We start from the raw sequence: 16021 nt of genomic DNA, 5'->3' as shown, positions 1-16021 counted from the left end.
CGCCCGAACTCCCTATCTGGGGGGGGCCGAACCCGCTTCCCGCGCGAGGGCCCCGCGATGCAGCTCACCGGACTCCACCACGTCACCGCCATCACGGGACAGGCGGCCGACAACCTCGCCTTCTACACCCGCGTGCTGGGGCTTCGGCTCGTCAAGAAGACCGTCAATCAGGACGACGTCTCGGCCTACCACCTGTTCTACGCCGACGGCCGCGCCTCGCCGGGCACCGACATCACCTTCTTCGACTGGCCGGCGCCGCCCGAGCGGCGCGGCACCGACAGCATCTCGCGCACGCTGCTGCGCGTCGGCGGCGCGGCGAGCTTCGACTGGTGGCGCGAGCATTTCGGCCGCCAGGGCGTGAGCCACCATCCGGCGATCGAGCGGGACGGGCGTCTCACCCTCGATTTCGAGGACGGCGAAGGACAGCGCCTCAGCCTCGTCGATGACGGCGGCGCGGGCGAGGCGCATCCCTGGAACGGCAGCCCCGTGCCGCCCGAGCACCAGATCCGGGGGCTCGGACCGATCCGCCTCACGGTCTCGCAGCCCGAGCGCACCGAGGCGGTGCTGACGCAGATCCTCGGCTTCCGGCGCGCGCGAACCTTCGAGCTGCCCGAGGGCGAGGTGAGCGTGTTCGAGACCGGTGCTGGCGGACCGGCGGCGGAGGTTCAGCTTCTCAAGGGCACGGGGACCCAGGCGCGTCAGGGCGCGGGCGCCGTGCATCACGTCGCCTTCCGTATCCCGGACGCCGAATACGACGCCTGGGCCGACCGGCTGAAGCAGCAGCGCGTGCCGTCGAGCGGGCCGGTCGATCGCTACTATTTCCGCAGCCTGTACTTCCGCGAGCCCAATGGCATCCTGTTCGAGATCGCCACCGACGGGCCGGGCTTCGCCACCGACGAACCGATGGAGCGGCTCGGTGAGCGTCTCGCCCTGCCGCCCTTCCTCGAACCGCGCCGGGCCGAGATCGAGGCGGGGCTGAAGCCGCTCTAGGCCGGGCCGGCGATGCGCTCCCGCCAGGGCAGGCATGCGCCGGCATCAAGAACAGTTCTAGACAAACCCACATTCGAACCGCTGTGGCGGCGCTGCGTCTTGACGCGGATGCTGCAACTGCGAGAAGAGCCCGCTTTCGACGCTTCGAGAATCGGGAAACCTGCGGCCGATGAGCAAGTACAACGAGGAGCGCGTCCTCTCCGTCCATCACTGGACCGACACGCTCTTCTCCTTCCGCACGACGCGCGATCCCTCGTTCCGCTTCCGCAACGGCGAGTTCACGATGATCGGCATCGAGGTCGAGGGCCGGCCGCTGCTGCGCGCCTACTCGGTGGTGTCGGCCAACTACGAGGAGGAGCTGGAGTTCTTCTCGATCAAGGTGCCCAACGGTCCGCTCACCTCGAAGCTCCAGCACCTCAAGGTCGGCGACCCGATCATGGTCGGCAAGAAGCCGACCGGCACGCTCGTGCTCGACAACCTCCTGCCCGGCCGCCACCTCTACCTGCTCGGGACCGGCACCGGGCTCGCGCCCTTCCTGTCGATCATCAAGGATCCGGAGACCTACGACCGCTTCGAGAAGGTCGTGCTGGTCCACGGCTGCCGCCAGGTGCAGGAGCTGGCCTACGGCGAGACCATCACCGAGACCCTGCCCAAGCACGAGTTCCTCGGCGAGATGATCGCCAACCAGCTGATCTACTACCCGACGGTGACCCGCGAGCCGTTCCGCAACCGTGGCCGGATCACCGACCTGATGACCTCGGGCAAGCTGTTCGAGGATATCGGCCTGCCGCCGATGTCGATCGAGAACGACCGCTTCATGCTGTGCGGCTCGCCGGAGATGATCAAGGACACCCGCGAGATGCTGACCGGCCTCGGCTACGAGGAGGGCAACCACGGCGAGGCGGCCCACTACGTCATCGAGAAGGCCTTCGTCGAGAAGTGAGGCGTTCGGCGCTCGCGCTTCGCCTCGCAAGGACGGCATGGATCGACCCGTCCCGTTCCCGCGAGCGTGGCGGCGCCATCCGGACAGGGGCAGCGAGGCCGGGCCGAGGGCCGATGCGCGCGACATGACCGCTCTGCCCGCCCTGTTCGTCATCGGCGCCGGCACCGAGATCGGCAAGACCTACACCACGGCCGCCCTCGTCCGCCGGCTGCGCGGCCGGGGCCGGCGGGTGCGGGCCCTGAAGCCGCTCGCCAGCGGCGTTCCCCCCCTCGACCATCCTGATTTCGCCGAGAGCGACACCGGCCGGCTGCTCGCCGCGCAGGGGCTCGCGATCACCCGCGAGAGCGTCGGGGCCTGTTCGCCCTGGCGCTTCGCCGCGCCGCTGGCGCCCGACCTCGCCGCGGCCCGCGAGGGGCGCAGCCTGACCCTCGTCGAACTGGTCGACTGGTGCCGTGCGCGTCTGGTCGAGGCCGAGGACGGCGAGATCGTCGTGATCGAGGGCGTCGGCGGGCTGATGAGCCCGATCACCGAGGCCGCGACCGGTCTCGACTGGCTGAAATCACAGGAAATCCCGGCCCTGCTCGTGTCCGGCAGCTATCTCGGCGCAATCAGCCACGCGCTGACCGCAGTCGAGACGCTCCGTGCGCATGGCGTCCCGCTCGTCGGAATCGTGGTCAGCGAGAGCGAGGGCGCGCCGACCCCGCCGGAGACGGTGGCCAGGCAGATCGCGCGGCATGCCGACGTGCCGGTCGGATGTCTGTCCTGGGGAGGCGCCTTTCCGGACGGTTTCATCGGCCTGGATTGACGGTCCGGCGGTTGCGTCTTGCCGGGCGCGCGAAGGCCGGTCACCGTGGCGTTCTCCGCTGATCCCAACCCCAAGGGAGAGTATGAGCCGCCGTGCCGTCACCCCCGTCCTGATCGCCAGCCTTCTCACCGGCGGCGCGGCGACGTCCGCCCATCCGCAGGAGGAGCCGGCGCGGCTCCAGGTGTCATCGTCGGTCAAGACCGTCGCGGCCGCGCCGCTCTCGGTCCTGCCGAAGGCGCCGCCGCAGGCCGGGGAGCGTGAACTCTGCTCCCAATTCATCGTGACGCCGCGCTCGAACGCAGGGCGGCAGGTGGCCGCGGCCGGCTGGGCGGTGACGGGCGAGGCGCGGATCGGACAGTTCCAGGCGGTCAGCTTCGCGGGTCGCTTCGTGCAAGGCACCAGCGGCTCCTGCGAGGTCGCCGCCGGCAATGTCGGCCTCTTCGAGGGCGAGGGGCTCCGGGCGGTCGTCTATACGCGCAAGGACGCGGCCCGCTCGATCGGCCGCGTGGTCCCCTTCGGAGCCGATGCCCTGCGCTTGTGGGACGGCGACCTCCTCCCGCAGCCCCTGGCCGATCTGCAGGTGGAGGGGGAGGCGAGCCTGAGCATCGTGCCGCTGGCACCGCTCGAGGCGTTCTGCGACGGCCGCAGCCTCGTTCCGAACGTCTACGGCCAGCCGGTCACCCGCGCGCGCGAGGCGTTGCGGCAGCTCGGATGGAAGCCGGTGAAGGGACCGGTGCCGGATCATCCCGCCTCGCGCGAGGCGGCGTTGATCGAGCGCGGCGTCGTCGAGGGCGAGGCCTGCTCGGGTACCGGGTTCGGCTTCTGCTCCTACGCTTATGCGCGCCCGGAGGCGACCCTGTCGCTCGTCACCGTCGGCGACGCCGACGATCCGGTGGTTTCGAGCTACGATCCGCGCTGCCGTTCCGAGCGGGACGATCCGGTGCGCCGGTGATTACCGGCCACGCGGCGCCTTCGGCTCGCGGGATTCCTGGATCTCCTCGGCCTTCTCCTCGTCGGTGTCGCTGCTGCGTTTGATCGTGTCGTCCGGCTTGGCGGCGAGCCCCTTCACGATCGTTACGAGGCGCTTGCACTCGTCCGGGAAGCCGTAGGACTCGAGCACGATCGCCGCGTCGCGCAGGGTGCGCAGATCGCGCACGATCTGCGCGTTCTTGGCTTCCTGAAGCTCCTTCTTCTTCGCGATGGCCGGTTCCAGCCCGGTATCCTCGACATCGCATTCGGCTCGGGCTGCCGGCATCGCGGCGAGCATCAGAAAGGCGCAGGCGATCAGGCGACGCATCGTTACGTCTCGTTCCAGTTGGGGGCTTTCGAAAACCTCAGCCGCGGTGGCGCAGCAGATCGTTGGTCACGGCCACGAGCTGCGCCGCGCGGTAGGGCTTGGGCATGAACACCGACTCGTTCACCGCCTCGGCGGACGAAAGGCCCTCGCGACCGCCGGAGGTGTAGACCACCGGCAGGCGCGGCAGGCTGCGGCGGGCGCGGTGGGCCAGCGCGATGCCGTTCGTGTTGCGGGCCAGATCGATATCGGTGAAGAGCAGGTCCACGTGCTCGCTCGACAGGATCGCCTCGGCCTCGTCCGCATCGGCGGCAGTCAGCACCCGGTAGCCTTCGTCGAGCAGCGCCTCGGCGGCCAGCTCGCAGACGAAGGACTCGTCCTCGACCACGAGGATCGTGTCGGCGCGCGGCGCCAGGGAGAACGGAGGCAGGGCAGCGGGGGCGCAAGCGAAGGGGATCATGGCAGAACTCCAACTCACCCGTGCTCGGGCAACGGCCGAGCTTGCGGATCGCCGGACCAACGGGGCCGTGAAGGGCCGCGTTCACCGTGATTGCTTCGATTTGCGCGCATTTGGTAACCGATCGGTTAACCTTGACGGGAGGAGGCCGCGACTGCATTCAGCCGCACCGGACGCCGTGACGCCTCTAACTCCCTGTCGGACGAGGGCGACTTTCGCCCACGCTGCGGCCCGTCTCTCGAAGAGCGCCTTAACGATCGTGTCCGCCCCGTGACCCGACCCTGGCAGATCGGCTTCGGCGTGGTGCTCACCGCGCTCGCCGGCTTCGTCGATGCGCTCGGCTTCATCCGGCTCGGCGGCCTCTACACCTCGCTCATGAGCGGGAACACGACCCAACTCGCCGTCTCGCTCGGTCACGGCGAGCTGCTCGGCGCCGTGCTGCCGGCGCTGCTGATCGCGGCCTTCCTCGTCGGCGCGGTCTCGGGCGGGGCGATCGCCGCCCTGTGCCCGCCCCGATGGGTCACCCCGGCGGTGCTCGGCCTGGAGGCCGCGGCGCTGAGCGCGGCGGTTGCCCTGGCGGCCGAGCACGCCCATGTCGGCGTGGCCTCGCTGTTCCTGGCGCTTGCCATGGGCGGGCAGAACGCGGTGCTCGCCCACGTCCAGGGCTTTCGCGCCGGCACCACCTTCGTCACGGGTGCGCTGTTCGCGTTCGGGCAGAAGGCGGCGCTGGCGCTCGCCGGGAGAGGGCCGCGCTTCGGCTGGGTCGGGGACGGCTCGGTCTGGCTCTCGCTCCTCGTCGGAGCGGTTGCAGGCACCTTGGCCCATATGCATCTCGGGATCGCGGCGCTCGCGATTCCCGCCTGCGTCGCGGCCGGCTTGTGCCTCGCCGCGAGCCTGTCCACCGTGATCACCCGGCAGCCGCCGGTGACGCTGACCAAGATCTGAAGGAAGGCCCTCCGGCATGAGCGTCTCCGCTCCCTCCCTCACCGACCATGTCGCGGACATCGCGGCCGGCGCGCACGTCACCGCCGCCCACTGGCTGAAGGGGACCTTGGCCCTGGCGCTTGCCGATGGCGGGGTGCTGCTGGCCCGCGACGGGGCGGTTCGGACCGTTCCCGCCCATCCCGACAGCGGCATCCTCGTCGCGGCCGGCGATGGTGCGCGGCTGGTGAGCGGGGGCGATGACGGCCGCGTCGCGGTGACGGCGGCGGATGGCGGGACGAGCGAGCTGGCGAAGGCCGGCGGCTGGATCGACGCCCTGGCGCTCCACGGCGACGGCTCGGTCGCCTTCGCCTCGGGTCGCAACGTCGTCGCCCGCGATGCCAAGGGGCGCGAGAAGACCTTTGCCGCTCCCTCCACCGCCCGCGGCCTCGCCTTCGCGCCGAAGGGCTACCGGCTGGCGGTGGCCCACTACAACGGCGTGAGCCTCTGGTACCCGAACCTCGAGACGCCGCCGGAATTCATCGAGTGGAAGGGCTCGCATCTCGACGTGACGTGGTCGCCCGACGGTCGCTTCGTCGTCTCGACCATGCAGGAGAATGCGCTGCACGGCTGGCGCCTCCAGCCGGATCGCGGCCACATGCGGATGTCGGGCTACCCCGCCAAGGTGCGCTCGCTCTCGTGGTCGGCGGACGGCAAGTGGCTCGCCACCAGCGGCGCCGAGGCCGCCATCGTCTGGCCGTTCGACTCGAAGGAGGGGCCCACCGGCAAGGCGCCGCGCGAGTGCGGCGTGCGGCCGGCGCGAGTGTCGCGCGTCGCCTTCCACCCGAAGGCGCCGGTCCTGGCGATCGGCTACGAGGATGGCTGCGTGCTGCTGGTGCGCTTCACCGACGCCTCGGAACTGCTGGTGCGTCCGGCGGTGCGGGGCAGCGCGATCTCGGCGCTCGCCTGGGACGCTACCGGCGCCCGCCTCGCCTTCGGCTGCGCCGACGGTCAGGCCGGCCTGCTCACCCTGCCGGCCTGACCGGGCGCCGTGGCCCTGTTCGGACGCGCGCCGAAGCCCGATGCCGCCGCCCGGCGACGGGTCGAGGCTTGGGTTCGGGGCGCGGGCGGCTACGGGCCGGATACGGCGATGACGGTGAGCGAGATCGTCTGCGCCGACCCGGCCTGTCCCGGTACCGAGACCGTCGTCCTGATCTTCGCGCCCGGCGCGAAGACGCGGGCGGTGAAGATCGCGGGCGCGCTCGAAGCCTTGAGCGCGGCCGATGTGGCGGCGGCTTTCGAGCGGGATCCGCTCTGAGGCTCTCGCAGCGCGCTCGGACCGCCCTACAAACCGGGAGCCGCAACCGAAGGAGAACGCCTAGTGTTCCGTGTCGTCCGCACGCTCGGCCTCGCCTTCGGACTGCTCGCGGCGGTGATCGCCGCGCAGGCGCCGGAATTCGCCCAGCAATACACCCAGCGCCTGGGCGGGGCGCTCGACGAGCTGCGCCGCTCCATCGCCTCCCTCGACGCCGACGCGCGGGCCACCGGCCGCAGCCGCGACGAGGCGCTCTCGCTCCTGCGGACCAATCCGGACGCCTTCATCGCCCGCCGCGGGGAATCGGCCCGGATCGATGTCGAGCGGCTGAAGCGGCTGGAGGCCCAGAAGCTCGCCCTCGATACCGCAGCGAGCCCGCTCGGGCGCCTGAGCGTCATGGCCCGCGACCCCGACATGGACATCGCCCGCGCCGCCTATCGCGACTACCAGCCCGCGGTGCCGACGACGGCGGACGGCCTTCTCGCCGGCCTGCTCGGCTTCTTCGCCGCCTGGGGCGGCTGGCGCGTCACCAGCGATCTCGGCCGCCATCTCGCCCGCCGCCGCCGCGCCCGTGCCGCGACCACGCCAGTTTGATGCAAATCCGCCGCTGATTGCGGGCCTGAGGTGTTGCAGCGCCTCTACAGCCCGGTTCTCCCGCCTGCACTAGGTGTAGGCACGCGCCCGCACCCCGCAGGGGCGCCGGATCCGGTCTTCCCTCGATCATGCCGCGTCCCCCCTCCACGACGATCGATCCCGCCCTCGACGCGGCGGCCCTGCTGCGCCGCATCGGCTTCTTCGGCCTGTTCGTGGTGCTGCCGGTGGCCGCCCAGGTCTCCCGGCGCGCCACCGTGGTGCTCGCGCCGATCGCCGTGGTGCTGCTGATCACCGCGAGCGCCATCGACCAGCACCAGCGCGCCGTCGGGCCGGCCCTGAAGCGGCTTTTGACCGCGCCGTCCTTCCTGGCCGGCATGCTGGTGGTGTTCTGGTCGGCGCTGTCCCTCGTGTGGACGCCGTTTCCCGGACCCGCGAGCGAGCGTTTGGCCAACCTCGTCGCCACCGTGGTAATGACGCTTCTGGCCTATCTCGCGCTGCCCGACCGGATGCGCTCGGCCAACCTCTACCTGCTGCCGCTCGGCGTCGGTGCCGCCGCCATCGTCGCGATCCTGATCAATCTCGTCGGCGACGCGATGCTCAAGGACAACCCGGACGGCGACAGCGCCCTGGAGCGCGGCGCGGTGTTGCTGGCGCTGCTCGCCTGGCCCGCCGTGGCCTGGCTGCGCTCGCGCCGCCGCGACATCGGCTCGCTGGTCGTGGTCGTGCTGGTGGCGGGGGCGCTGCTGCTGGCGCCGGGCGTCACCGCCCTGTTCGCGCTGGCCGTCGGGGCGCTCGCCTTCGCCCTGACCCACTGGCGCCTGTCCCTCGGCGTGCGGGTCACGGCGCTCACCGCCGCGGGTCTGCTCGTGGTCGCACCGCTGCTGCCGTTCCTGGCGCGTCCCGTCGGCATCGCCCTGTTCGGTCCCGTGGCGCCGGGCGTGCTCGCGCTCAAGGCGTGGCAGAAGGTCGTCACCCTGGAGCCGGTGCGGCTCGTGACCGGCCACGGCCTCGAAACGGCCCTGCGCGGCAAGATCTTCGGCATCCTGCCGATCAATGCGCCGACCACGATGCTGTTCGAGTTCTGGTACGAACTCGGCATCGTCGGCGCCTTCGCTGCGGCCTTCGCCCTCTACGATGCGATCCGCCGCGCCGGCCGCGACGCCACGGTGCTGGCGCCCTGCGCCATGGCGGCCTTCACCACCGCCTTCGCCATCGGCTGCATCGGCGTCGGCCTCACCACGATCTGGTGGCTCACCACGCTCGCCCTGGTGATCCTGACCTTCGTGGCGATCGAGCGCGGCCAGTTCCGATCCCGCCGGCCCAAGGTCGGGCTGATCCCGCGCTTGCCCGCCCGGGACTGACCGTCACGCCTCGGATGGCGTGATGTCGTCCGCCGCCGCCTCGATGCCGGCCATGTCGTCGTCGGAGAGGCCGAAATGGTGGCCGATCTCGTGGATGACGAGGTGGCCCAACGTCTCGTCGTGCTCGGCCCAGTAGTCGAGCAGCGGCCGGCGGTAGAGCCAGACGGCGTTGGGCATCTGTCCCGACACGACCTCGCCGGACTGCGCCAGCCCGACGCCGCGGAACAGGCCGAGCAGGTCGAACTCCGTCTCGCAGCCCATCTCGGTCAGGGTTTCCTCGTCGGGGAAGTCATCGACGTGGATGCGCACGCCCGCGCAGAGGGTGCGGAATTCCTCCGGCAGCGCGGCGAAGGCGGCGTCGGCCAGAGCCTCGATCTCGGCAAGGCTCGGCGCCCTGGTCTCGGCCCAGCGGTCCGCGGCTCGCCCGCTCACGGCGCGGCGGACTCGGGCGGGACGACCGGCAGCACGCAGCGCTCCAGGAAGGAGGCGAGGTTGCTGGTGATATGGTCGATATGCGGCTCCCTCACCGCCTCCTGCTCGAACTGCTCGCGGAACGGATCGAAGGTGGGCGGCACCACCAGCACGGTGGCCATGCCGAGATCGTGCGGCACCACGAGGTTGCGGGCGATGTCCTCGAACAGGGCCGAGCGTCGCGGATCGACCCCGTGGCGCAGGAGGAAGCGCTCGTAGGTCGAGCGATCGGGCTTCGGCACGAAATCGGCCGCCGCGATGTCGAACACGTCCTCGAAATGGTTGAGGATGCCGAGCTTGTCCGCGACCCGCTCGGCGTGGCGGCGCGAGCCGTTGGTGAGGATCAGCTTACGCCCCGGCAGATGCTCGATGGCCGTGCCGAGGGATTCGTCGAGCTTGATCGTCGAGTGATCGATGTCGTGGGCGAAGTCGAGGAAGTCGTGCGGGTCAACTCCTTCCTCCACCATCAGCGCCTTCAGCGTGGTGCCGTAGCGGTGGTAGAAATGCTTCTGAAGGGCGCGGGCGGAGAGCGCGTCGAGGCCGTAGAGCCGCATCACGTAGAGCGTGATCCGCTCGTCCACCTGCGGCCAGACCCGCGCGTCGCTCGGATAGAGCGTGTTGTCGAGGTCGAACACCCAGGTATCGACGTCGGAAAATCCGCGGGCGTCGGGGGTGGTGAAGTGGCTCTCGCCGGGAAGAAGCAAGGGAGGGGCGACGCTCGATCAGGAGAAACGGGATGGGGCTAGCCCCATCCCGTATGTAGGTGTTCCCACGTCTCAGGGAAGCGCTGCCGTCAGGTGCGGCGGATCAGGGTGCCCGCACCGAAATCGGTAAACAATTCGAGCAGCGCGGCGTGCGCGACCTTGCCGTTGAGGATGACCACCGCCTCCACGCCCTGCTCGATGGCGTAGATGCAAGTCTCGACCTTCGGGATCATGCCGCCCGTGATCGTGCCGTCGGCGATCAGGCGCCGGCAATCCTCGACCGACAGCTCCTGAATCAGGTTCTTGTCCTTGTCGAGCACGCCGGGGACGTCGGTCAGCAGCAGCAGGCGCTTGGCCCGCAGCGCGCCGGCGATGGCGCCGGCGAAGGTGTCGGCGTTGACGTTGTAGGTCTTGCCGTCCTCGCCGTAGGCGACGGGGGCGAGCACCGGGATCAGCTCGGCCTTCAGCACCGCGTCGAGCACGCCGCGCTCGACGTGTTCCGGCTCGCCGACGAGGCCGAGATCGATCGCCTGCTCGATGTTGCTGTCGGGGTCCTTGATCGTGCGCATGGCGCGCTTGGCGCGGACCATGTTGCCGTCCTTGCCGCACAGGCCGATCGCCCGGCCGCCCTCGGCGGCGATCCAGCCGACGATCTGCTTGTTGATCGAGCCGGCGAGCACCATCTCGACCACCTCCACGGTGGCCTCGTCGGTGACGCGAAGCCCGCCGCGGAATTCGGATTCGATGCCGAGCCGGGCCAGCATCTTGCCGATCTGCGGCCCGCCGCCATGCACGACGATGGGCTTCAAGCCGGATTGTTCGAGCAGCACGATGTCCTCGGCGAAGTCCTCCGCCGCGGCCGGATCGCCCATGGCGTGGCCGCCGTACTTGATGACCACGATCTGTTGATCGTAGCGCTGCATGTGCGGCAGCGCCTGGGTCAGGATCTCGGCGCGCACATGCACGTTCGGCAACGGATCGGTCATCGCGGTCGTCCTGGCTCTCTGTTCGAGTCGCGGGCGGATTCGGCAGGCTTCTAGCGCAGGCTTTGTGCAGAGCGAAGACATTGCCTGCTCGCGATCCGGCGAGAGCCGCGGCGCGAGGGCAGCGCCGGATCGAGTCGGACGGTGAGCGCTCAGAGCCATCCTGCAGCCGGGGCCCGGCCGACATCAGGCGCTGGTCGCGGTTTCACTGCAGAGCTTAATCCGGCGTTAACCATCCTCGCCAATTCTTCTCCGGCCGAACGGAGGGGCCGGCCATGCTGAATGCCGATCTGGTAACGCCGCGTCCAAGCCTCACTCATCCCGGTCTGCTCGCCCGCGTCGTCGAGCGTCTCGGTCAGGGGGCGAGTTCGTCTGCTGACGTCTGGCGCCAGCTCACCGAGAATTATGCGGTCGATCTCGACGCCGTGGCCGCGCTCCTGCCCTGTGCCGAGCCCGAGCCGCTCTGGCTCACGGCCCGTGTCCAAGCCCGCAAGCGCTGATCCCGCAGGCGCTGCTCCCTCACGCCCGACTTCGGGTCAGCCGATCACCCGCAGGCCGTCGCCCGGCCGCAGCCGGCCGCCGGCCAGAACCTCGGCGTAGACGCCGCAATCGGCGTGGCCCAGCCCATCCATCAGGGCCTTCGGGATCGACAGGTCGCGCTGTCCCGTCTGCGGATCGACGTTCGTGGCGGCGCACCGCACGGTCCGGCTGGTGATCTTCAGCCGGGCCCCGCTCTCCGTCTCCAGCACCCGGCCGACCATGTCGAGTTCGGCGAAAGGCTCCAGCCCGTCGAGATAGAGGTTGCCGCGAAAGCGCAGGGGATCGACGGGCGCGCCGACGAGATCCTCGGTCGCCGCCACGCTCGCCCGGTTGATGAGCGAGACGTAGCCGGTGCGCGAATCGGTGAAACGGTAGCCGGGCGGCGCCGCCAGCACCCGCGGGACGCCGCGCAGCTCCTGCGGCAGGAAGTCCTTCATGAAGCCGGCCAAGGCTTCGCGGCCCTCCGCCGTGCTCAGATCCGCCTCCATCGCCGGATCACCGTCCGCCTCGACCGTCAGGCGATGCGTAGCGTCGTCGAAGCGGGTGCGCAGCCGCGCCAGCGCCTCGTTGCGCATCAGCATCAGGTAGGCGACCTTGGGCAGATGCCGCGGCACGGTCTCGTTGAAGCCGGAAGGGCCGTTCTCGATGGCGTAGAGCCGGTCGCCGGGGAAGTAGCCGCTGGTTTCCAGCTCCGCCGTCTCCAGCGCCTCGGGCGAGAGCCCCTTCACGGGATAGCGATAGAGTGCGGCGATGCGGAGGGCGGGGCTCTGGCTCATCCCTCACCGCTACGCCCGGCCCTGCACGGTTTGCAACCGGGCCGGCCGGCGCCGCGCGGCATCTACGGAGAATTCCGCATGGTCCTCCGGCACGGTCTCGGCCAGCCTGCCGCTTCGGGCAAGAGGATGAGGACAGATGGCCGAGGTCACCGCGCTCTACAGATATCCGGTCAAGGGCCTCTCGGCCGAGCCGCTTCCGGCGCTGACGCTGGCCCGCGCGTCCGGCCTCGCCTTCGACCGTGAATACGCCCTCGCCCTCGGCACCACGGAGTTCGATCCGCAGAACCCGGAGCCCCTCGACAAGGGCTTCTTCCTGATGCTGCGCAGCAATGAGGTGCTGGCGGCGCTCTCGACGCGGTTCGATCCCGGGACCGGACGGCTCACGGTGATCCGCGACGGCGAGACGGTGCTGAGCGAGGATGTGGCGAGCGCCTCGGGCCGGGCGGCGGTCGAGGCGTTCTTCGAGGCTTATATCGGCCCGGCGGCGCGGGGGCGACCGCGCCTCGTGCGGGCCGCCGGCCACAAGTTCACCGACGGCAGCGTGATCTCGCCGGCCTTCATGCGGGCGGTCTCGCTGATCAACCTCGCCTCGGTCCGCGCCCTGGAGGAGCGGACGGGCGGGCCGATCCATCCCCTGCGCTTCCGCGCCAACATCTACGTCGATGGGCTGGAGCCGTGGGCGGAGATGGACTGGGTCGATCGGGAGGTGACGATCGGATTCCTGCGGCTTCGGGGCCTTGCCCGCACGCCGCGCTGCGCCGCTGTCGATGTGAACCCGGAGACGGCCGCGCGCGACACCAACCTGCCGAAGGCGCTCAAGCGCAACTTCGGCCATGTCGATCTCGGCATCTATCTCGAAGTGCTCGCCGACGGCGCCATCGCGGTCGGCGACCGGATGGCGGTGCTCCCGGGGACCGAAGACGCCGCCTGAGCGCCGGCACGGACGATCCGATCCGCGGGCTCGCCCCGCGTATGTTTCGGCAGCCCTCGCCCCTTGTGTTACGTAAACGCAACACCCAATTCAGCCCTGCCGGCGGCTCTCAAGACAGCGCCGGTGTCCCGGCGGGGCAGACCCCGCGGGGCAACGCATCGGGGGCTTCGTGCCGCGTGAGCGGGCGGATGACCCATCCGGTCCGGGGAAGGGCAACACGCATGAATTTTGAGAAATACACCGAGCGCGCCCGGGGCTTCGTCCAGGCCGCGCAGAATCTCGCCGTCCGCGAGGGCAACCCGCAGCTCGCGCCCGGCCACCTTTTGAAAGTCCTGCTCGACGATCCCGAAGGGCTCTGCGCCGGTCTGATCGACCGGGCCGGTGGCCAGTCGCGGGTCGCCCATGCGCAGGTTGAGCAGTGGCTCGCCAAGCAGCCGAAGGTCTCGGGCAACGCCGCGCAGCCGCAGGCGACGCGCGAACTCGTGCGCCTGTTCGACACTGCGGAGCAGGCCGCCGAGAAGGCGGGCGATTCCTACGTCACCGTCGAGCGCCTGCTGATCGCCTTCGCCGTCGAGAAGGACTCGGAGGCCGGCCGCATCCTGAGTGCGGCGGGCGTCACCGCGGCCTCGCTCAATGCGGCGATCAACGCGCTGCGCAAGGGTCGCACCGCCGACAACGCCTCGGCCGAGAACGCCTACGACGCGCTGAAGAAATATGCCCGCGATCTCACCGAGGCCGCCCGCGAGGGCAAGCTCGATCCGGTGATCGGCCGCGACGAGGAGATCCGCCGTACGATCCAGGTCCTCTCCCGGCGCACCAAGAACAACCCGGTGCTGATCGGCGAGCCCGGCGTCGGCAAGACCGCCATCGTCGAGGGTTTGGCGCTGCGCATCGTCAACGGCGACGTGCCGGAATCACTGAAAGAGAAGAACCTCCTGGCGCTCGACATGGGCGCGCTGATCGCCGGCGCGAAGTATCGCGGCGAGTTCGAGGAGCGACTCAAGGGCGTTCTCTCCGAGGTCACCGCGGCGGAAGGCCAGATCATCCTGTTCATCGACGAGATGCACACGCTGGTCGGCGCCGGGAAGGCGGACGGGGCGATGGACGCCTCGAACCTTCTCAAGCCCGCGCTCGCCCGCGGCGAGCTGCACTGCGTCGGCGCGACCACGCTCGACGAGTACCGCAAGCATGTCGAGAAGGATGCCGCGCTGGCGCGGCGCTTCCAGCCCGTCTTCGTGTCCGAGCCGACCGTCGAGGACACGGTGTCGATCCTGCGCGGCATCAAGGAGAAGTACGAGCAGCACCACGGCGTGCGCATCCAGGACAGCGCGCTCGTCGCGGCGGCGACCCTGTCGAACCGCTACATCACCGACCGCTTCCTGCCCGACAAGGCGATCGACCTCGTCGACGAGGCGGGTTCGCGCCTGCGCATGCAGGTCGATTCGAAGCCCGAGGAACTCGATAACGTCGACCGCGAGATCGTGCGGCTGAAGATCGAGGGCGAGGCGCTGAAGAAGGAGACGGATTCCGCCTCCCGCGACCGGCTGCAGCGTCTGGAGAAGGAACTCGCCGATCTCGAGGAGCAGTCCGCCACCATCACGGCGCGCTGGAAGGCCGAGAAGGACAAGCTCGGAGCCGCCGCCGAGCTGAAGAAGAAGCTCGACGAGGCTCGCAACGAATTGGCCGGGGCGCAGCGCCAGGGCCAGTATCAGCGCGCCGGCGAACTCGCCTACGGCGTGATTCCGGGTCTGGAGAAGCAGCTCGCCGAGATCGAGGCCGCGGGCGAGAGCGCGGTCGCCCGAGACGGCATGGTCGAGGAGGCGGTGACGCCCGCCCATATCGCGGCGGTCGTCTCGCGCTGGACCGGCGTGCCCGTGGACAAGATGCTGGAGGGTGAGCGCGAGAAGCTGCTTGCGATGGAGGAGGCGCTCGGAAAACGCGTCGTCGGCCAGCGCGAGGCGGTGGAGGCGGTCTCGACCGCGGTCCGCCGGGCGCGCGCCGGCCTGCAGGATCCGAACCGGCCGATCGGCTCGTTCATGTTCCTCGGGCCGACGGGCGTCGGCAAGACCGAGCTGACCAAGGCTCTGGCCGGCTTCCTGTTCGACGACGATACGGCGTTGGTCCGCATCGACATGTCCGAGTACATGGAGAAGCACGCCGTCGCCCGCCTCATCGGCGCACCTCCGGGCTATGTCGGCTACGAGGAGGGCGGTGCGCTGACCGAGGCCGTGCGGCGCCGGCCCTACCAGGTCGTGCTGTTCGACGAGGTCGAGAAGGCGCATCCGGACGTGTTCAACGTCCTGCTGCAGGTGCTCGACGACGGGCGCCTGACGGACGGGCAGGGACGGACGGTCGATTTCCGCAACACGCTGCTCATCATGACCTCGAACCTGGGTGCCGAGTATCTGGTCAACCAGCCCGCCGGCCAGGACACCGACGCGGTGCGCGACGAGGTGATGGGCGTGGTGCGGGGTCATTTCCGGCCCGAGTTCCTGAACCGGGTCGACGAGATCATCCTGTTCCATCGCCTCGCGCGCTCGGAGATGGGAGCGATCGTCGATATCCAGCTCGGGCGTCTGGCCAAGCTTCTGGAGGATCGCAAGATCACCCTCGACGTGGACGACGAGGCCCGCACCTGGCTCGCCGACAAGGGCTACGACCCTGCCTACGGGGCGCGGCCGCTGAAGCGGGTGATCCAGAAGAACGTGCAGGATCCGCTCGCCGAAGCGATCCTGTCCGGTGTGATCCACGACGGCGAGACGGTGCCGATCCGCGTCGGACCCGCGGGGCTGATGATCGGCGACATCGCCGCCGAGCGCCGGCCGGCGGGGGTGCTGCTGAACTGATCGGGTGAGTGACAGGCCCCGGCGCGGGACATCGCGCCGGGGTGCTTTTCGTGGCGACCGTCATGCGCGACGGCCGTCACGATCGGCGTC

The 16021-nt window shown here is 70.1% G+C and carries 18 protein-coding genes; 12 read left to right on the top strand and 6 right to left on the bottom strand.

The annotated features are described in order from the left end of the window. Window positions 1-57: 57 nt before the first annotated feature. From HNR01_RS16740 to HNR01_RS16725, 4 genes are all read left to right on the top strand, one after another. On the top strand, window positions 58-990 hold the full coding sequence (locus HNR01_RS16740) for a ring-cleaving dioxygenase (protein ID WP_183668746.1): 933 nt from the start codon (window positions 58-60) through the stop codon (window positions 988-990). Between the two features lie 169 nt (window positions 991-1159). After that, window positions 1160-1933, top strand: coding sequence for a ferredoxin--NADP reductase (locus HNR01_RS16735; RefSeq protein WP_017485660.1), 774 nt, complete (start codon window positions 1160-1162; stop codon window positions 1931-1933). A gap of 124 nt (window positions 1934-2057) precedes the next feature. Continuing rightward, window positions 2058-2738: a dethiobiotin synthase gene (bioD, locus tag HNR01_RS16730; RefSeq protein WP_183668744.1), complete on the top strand. Its 681-nt coding sequence runs from the start codon at window positions 2058-2060 to the stop codon at window positions 2736-2738. An 82-nt stretch (window positions 2739-2820) separates the two neighbouring features. Next, entirely contained in the window at window positions 2821-3690 is an 870-nt protein-coding gene (locus HNR01_RS16725; protein WP_183668742.1) for a hypothetical protein, read from the top strand. Here HNR01_RS16725 and HNR01_RS16720 read toward each other — a convergent pair whose 3' ends face one another. Beyond that, window positions 3691-4035, bottom strand: coding sequence for a hypothetical protein (locus tag HNR01_RS16720; RefSeq protein ID WP_017485663.1), 345 nt, complete (start codon window positions 4033-4035; stop codon window positions 3691-3693). It lies immediately after the preceding gene. Window positions 4036-4072: 37 nt separating this feature from the next. Then, window positions 4073-4492, bottom strand: coding sequence for a response regulator (locus tag HNR01_RS16715; protein WP_153876688.1), 420 nt, complete (start codon window positions 4490-4492; stop codon window positions 4073-4075). 267 nt (window positions 4493-4759) lie between these two features. On the opposite strand from HNR01_RS16715, the gene HNR01_RS16710 reads away from it, so the two are divergent. The 5 genes from HNR01_RS16710 to HNR01_RS16690 all read left to right on the top strand — a co-directional run bounded on the left by HNR01_RS16710 (window position 4760) and on the right by HNR01_RS16690 (window position 8680). Next, entirely contained in the window at window positions 4760-5434 is a 675-nt protein-coding gene (locus HNR01_RS16710) for a YoaK family protein (protein ID WP_017485665.1), read from the top strand. Window positions 5435-5450: 16 nt separating this feature from the next. Then, window positions 5451-6452 (top strand): WD40 repeat domain-containing protein, encoded by a 1002-nt coding sequence (locus HNR01_RS16705; protein WP_183668740.1) that lies wholly within the window; start codon window positions 5451-5453, stop codon window positions 6450-6452. Between the two features lie 9 nt (window positions 6453-6461). After that, a complete protein-coding gene (locus HNR01_RS16700) occupies window positions 6462-6728 on the top strand; it encodes a hypothetical protein (RefSeq protein ID WP_183668738.1) in 267 nt (88 codons plus the stop codon). A 63-nt stretch (window positions 6729-6791) separates the two neighbouring features. Beyond that, window positions 6792-7319: a DUF2937 family protein gene (locus HNR01_RS16695; RefSeq protein WP_183668736.1), complete on the top strand. Its 528-nt coding sequence runs from the start codon at window positions 6792-6794 to the stop codon at window positions 7317-7319. 128 nt (window positions 7320-7447) lie between these two features. Beyond that, window positions 7448-8680 (top strand): peptide ABC transporter permease, encoded by a 1233-nt coding sequence (locus tag HNR01_RS16690; protein WP_183668734.1) that lies wholly within the window; start codon window positions 7448-7450, stop codon window positions 8678-8680. Window positions 8681-8683: 3 nt separating this feature from the next. On the opposite strand, the gene HNR01_RS16685 is transcribed toward HNR01_RS16690, so the two are convergent. The 3 genes from HNR01_RS16685 to argB form a co-directional block, all read right to left on the bottom strand. Next, window positions 8684-9112 carry a metallopeptidase family protein gene (locus HNR01_RS16685; protein ID WP_183668732.1) on the bottom strand — a complete coding sequence of 143 codons (429 nt, stop codon included), beginning with the start codon at window positions 9110-9112 and terminating at the stop codon, window positions 8684-8686. Then, entirely contained in the window at window positions 9109-9855 is a 747-nt protein-coding gene (locus HNR01_RS16680; protein WP_183668730.1) for a pyrimidine 5'-nucleotidase, read from the bottom strand. The genes HNR01_RS16685 and HNR01_RS16680 overlap by 4 nt, the downstream gene beginning before the upstream one ends. Before the next feature lie 89 nt (window positions 9856-9944). After that, window positions 9945-10841: an acetylglutamate kinase gene (gene argB, locus HNR01_RS16675; protein WP_017485672.1), complete on the bottom strand. Its 897-nt coding sequence runs from the start codon at window positions 10839-10841 to the stop codon at window positions 9945-9947. A 272-nt stretch (window positions 10842-11113) separates the two neighbouring features. Here argB and HNR01_RS16670 point away from each other — a divergent pair, with 272 nt between their 5' ends. Further along, on the top strand, window positions 11114-11338 hold the full coding sequence (locus tag HNR01_RS16670; protein WP_017485673.1) for a hypothetical protein: 225 nt from the start codon (window positions 11114-11116) through the stop codon (window positions 11336-11338). Window positions 11339-11374: 36 nt separating this feature from the next. On the opposite strand, the gene HNR01_RS16665 is transcribed toward HNR01_RS16670, so the two are convergent. Beyond that, window positions 11375-12154, bottom strand: a complete 780-nt coding sequence (locus tag HNR01_RS16665) for an MOSC domain-containing protein (RefSeq protein ID WP_183668728.1) — start codon at window positions 12152-12154, stop codon at window positions 11375-11377. Window positions 12155-12290: 136 nt separating this feature from the next. On the opposite strand from HNR01_RS16665, the gene HNR01_RS16660 reads away from it, so the two are divergent. Further along, complete coding sequence (locus HNR01_RS16660) at window positions 12291-13085, top strand: MOSC domain-containing protein (RefSeq protein WP_183668726.1); 795 nt, start codon at window positions 12291-12293, stop codon at window positions 13083-13085. Window positions 13086-13306: 221 nt separating this feature from the next. Further along, window positions 13307-15931 carry an ATP-dependent chaperone ClpB gene (clpB, locus tag HNR01_RS16655; protein WP_183668724.1) on the top strand — a complete coding sequence of 875 codons (2625 nt, stop codon included), beginning with the start codon at window positions 13307-13309 and terminating at the stop codon, window positions 15929-15931. Window positions 15932-16021 lie beyond the last annotated feature (90 nt).

The sequence above is a fragment of the Methylorubrum rhodesianum genome (assembly GCF_014199985.1).
GTDB lineage: Bacteria > Pseudomonadota > Alphaproteobacteria > Rhizobiales > Beijerinckiaceae > Methylobacterium > Methylobacterium rhodesianum.
This window is presented reverse-complemented; position numbering and strand designations above follow the sequence as displayed.

Coding starts and splice junctions, on each gene's coding strand:
- HNR01_RS16705 (WP_183668740.1), top strand. CDS start 5,451: ATGAGCGTCTCCGCTCCCTCCCTCACCGACCATGTCGCGGACATCGCG.
- HNR01_RS16735 (WP_017485660.1), top strand. CDS start 1,160: ATGAGCAAGTACAACGAGGAGCGCGTCCTCTCCGTCCATCACTGGACC.
- argB (WP_017485672.1), bottom strand. CDS start 10,841: ATGACCGATCCGTTGCCGAACGTGCATGTGCGCGCCGAGATCCTGACC.
- HNR01_RS16740 (WP_183668746.1), top strand. CDS start 58: ATGCAGCTCACCGGACTCCACCACGTCACCGCCATCACGGGACAGGCG.
- HNR01_RS16660 (WP_183668726.1), top strand. CDS start 12,291: ATGGCCGAGGTCACCGCGCTCTACAGATATCCGGTCAAGGGCCTCTCG.
- HNR01_RS16665 (WP_183668728.1), bottom strand. CDS start 12,154: ATGAGCCAGAGCCCCGCCCTCCGCATCGCCGCACTCTATCGCTATCCC.
- HNR01_RS16690 (WP_183668734.1), top strand. CDS start 7,448: ATGCCGCGTCCCCCCTCCACGACGATCGATCCCGCCCTCGACGCGGCG.
- HNR01_RS16720 (WP_017485663.1), bottom strand. CDS start 4,035: ATGCGTCGCCTGATCGCCTGCGCCTTTCTGATGCTCGCCGCGATGCCG.
- HNR01_RS16725 (WP_183668742.1), top strand. CDS start 2,821: ATGAGCCGCCGTGCCGTCACCCCCGTCCTGATCGCCAGCCTTCTCACC.
- bioD (WP_183668744.1), top strand. CDS start 2,058: ATGACCGCTCTGCCCGCCCTGTTCGTCATCGGCGCCGGCACCGAGATC.
- HNR01_RS16670 (WP_017485673.1), top strand. CDS start 11,114: ATGCTGAATGCCGATCTGGTAACGCCGCGTCCAAGCCTCACTCATCCC.
- HNR01_RS16715 (WP_153876688.1), bottom strand. CDS start 4,492: ATGATCCCCTTCGCTTGCGCCCCCGCTGCCCTGCCTCCGTTCTCCCTG.
- clpB (WP_183668724.1), top strand. CDS start 13,307: ATGAATTTTGAGAAATACACCGAGCGCGCCCGGGGCTTCGTCCAGGCC.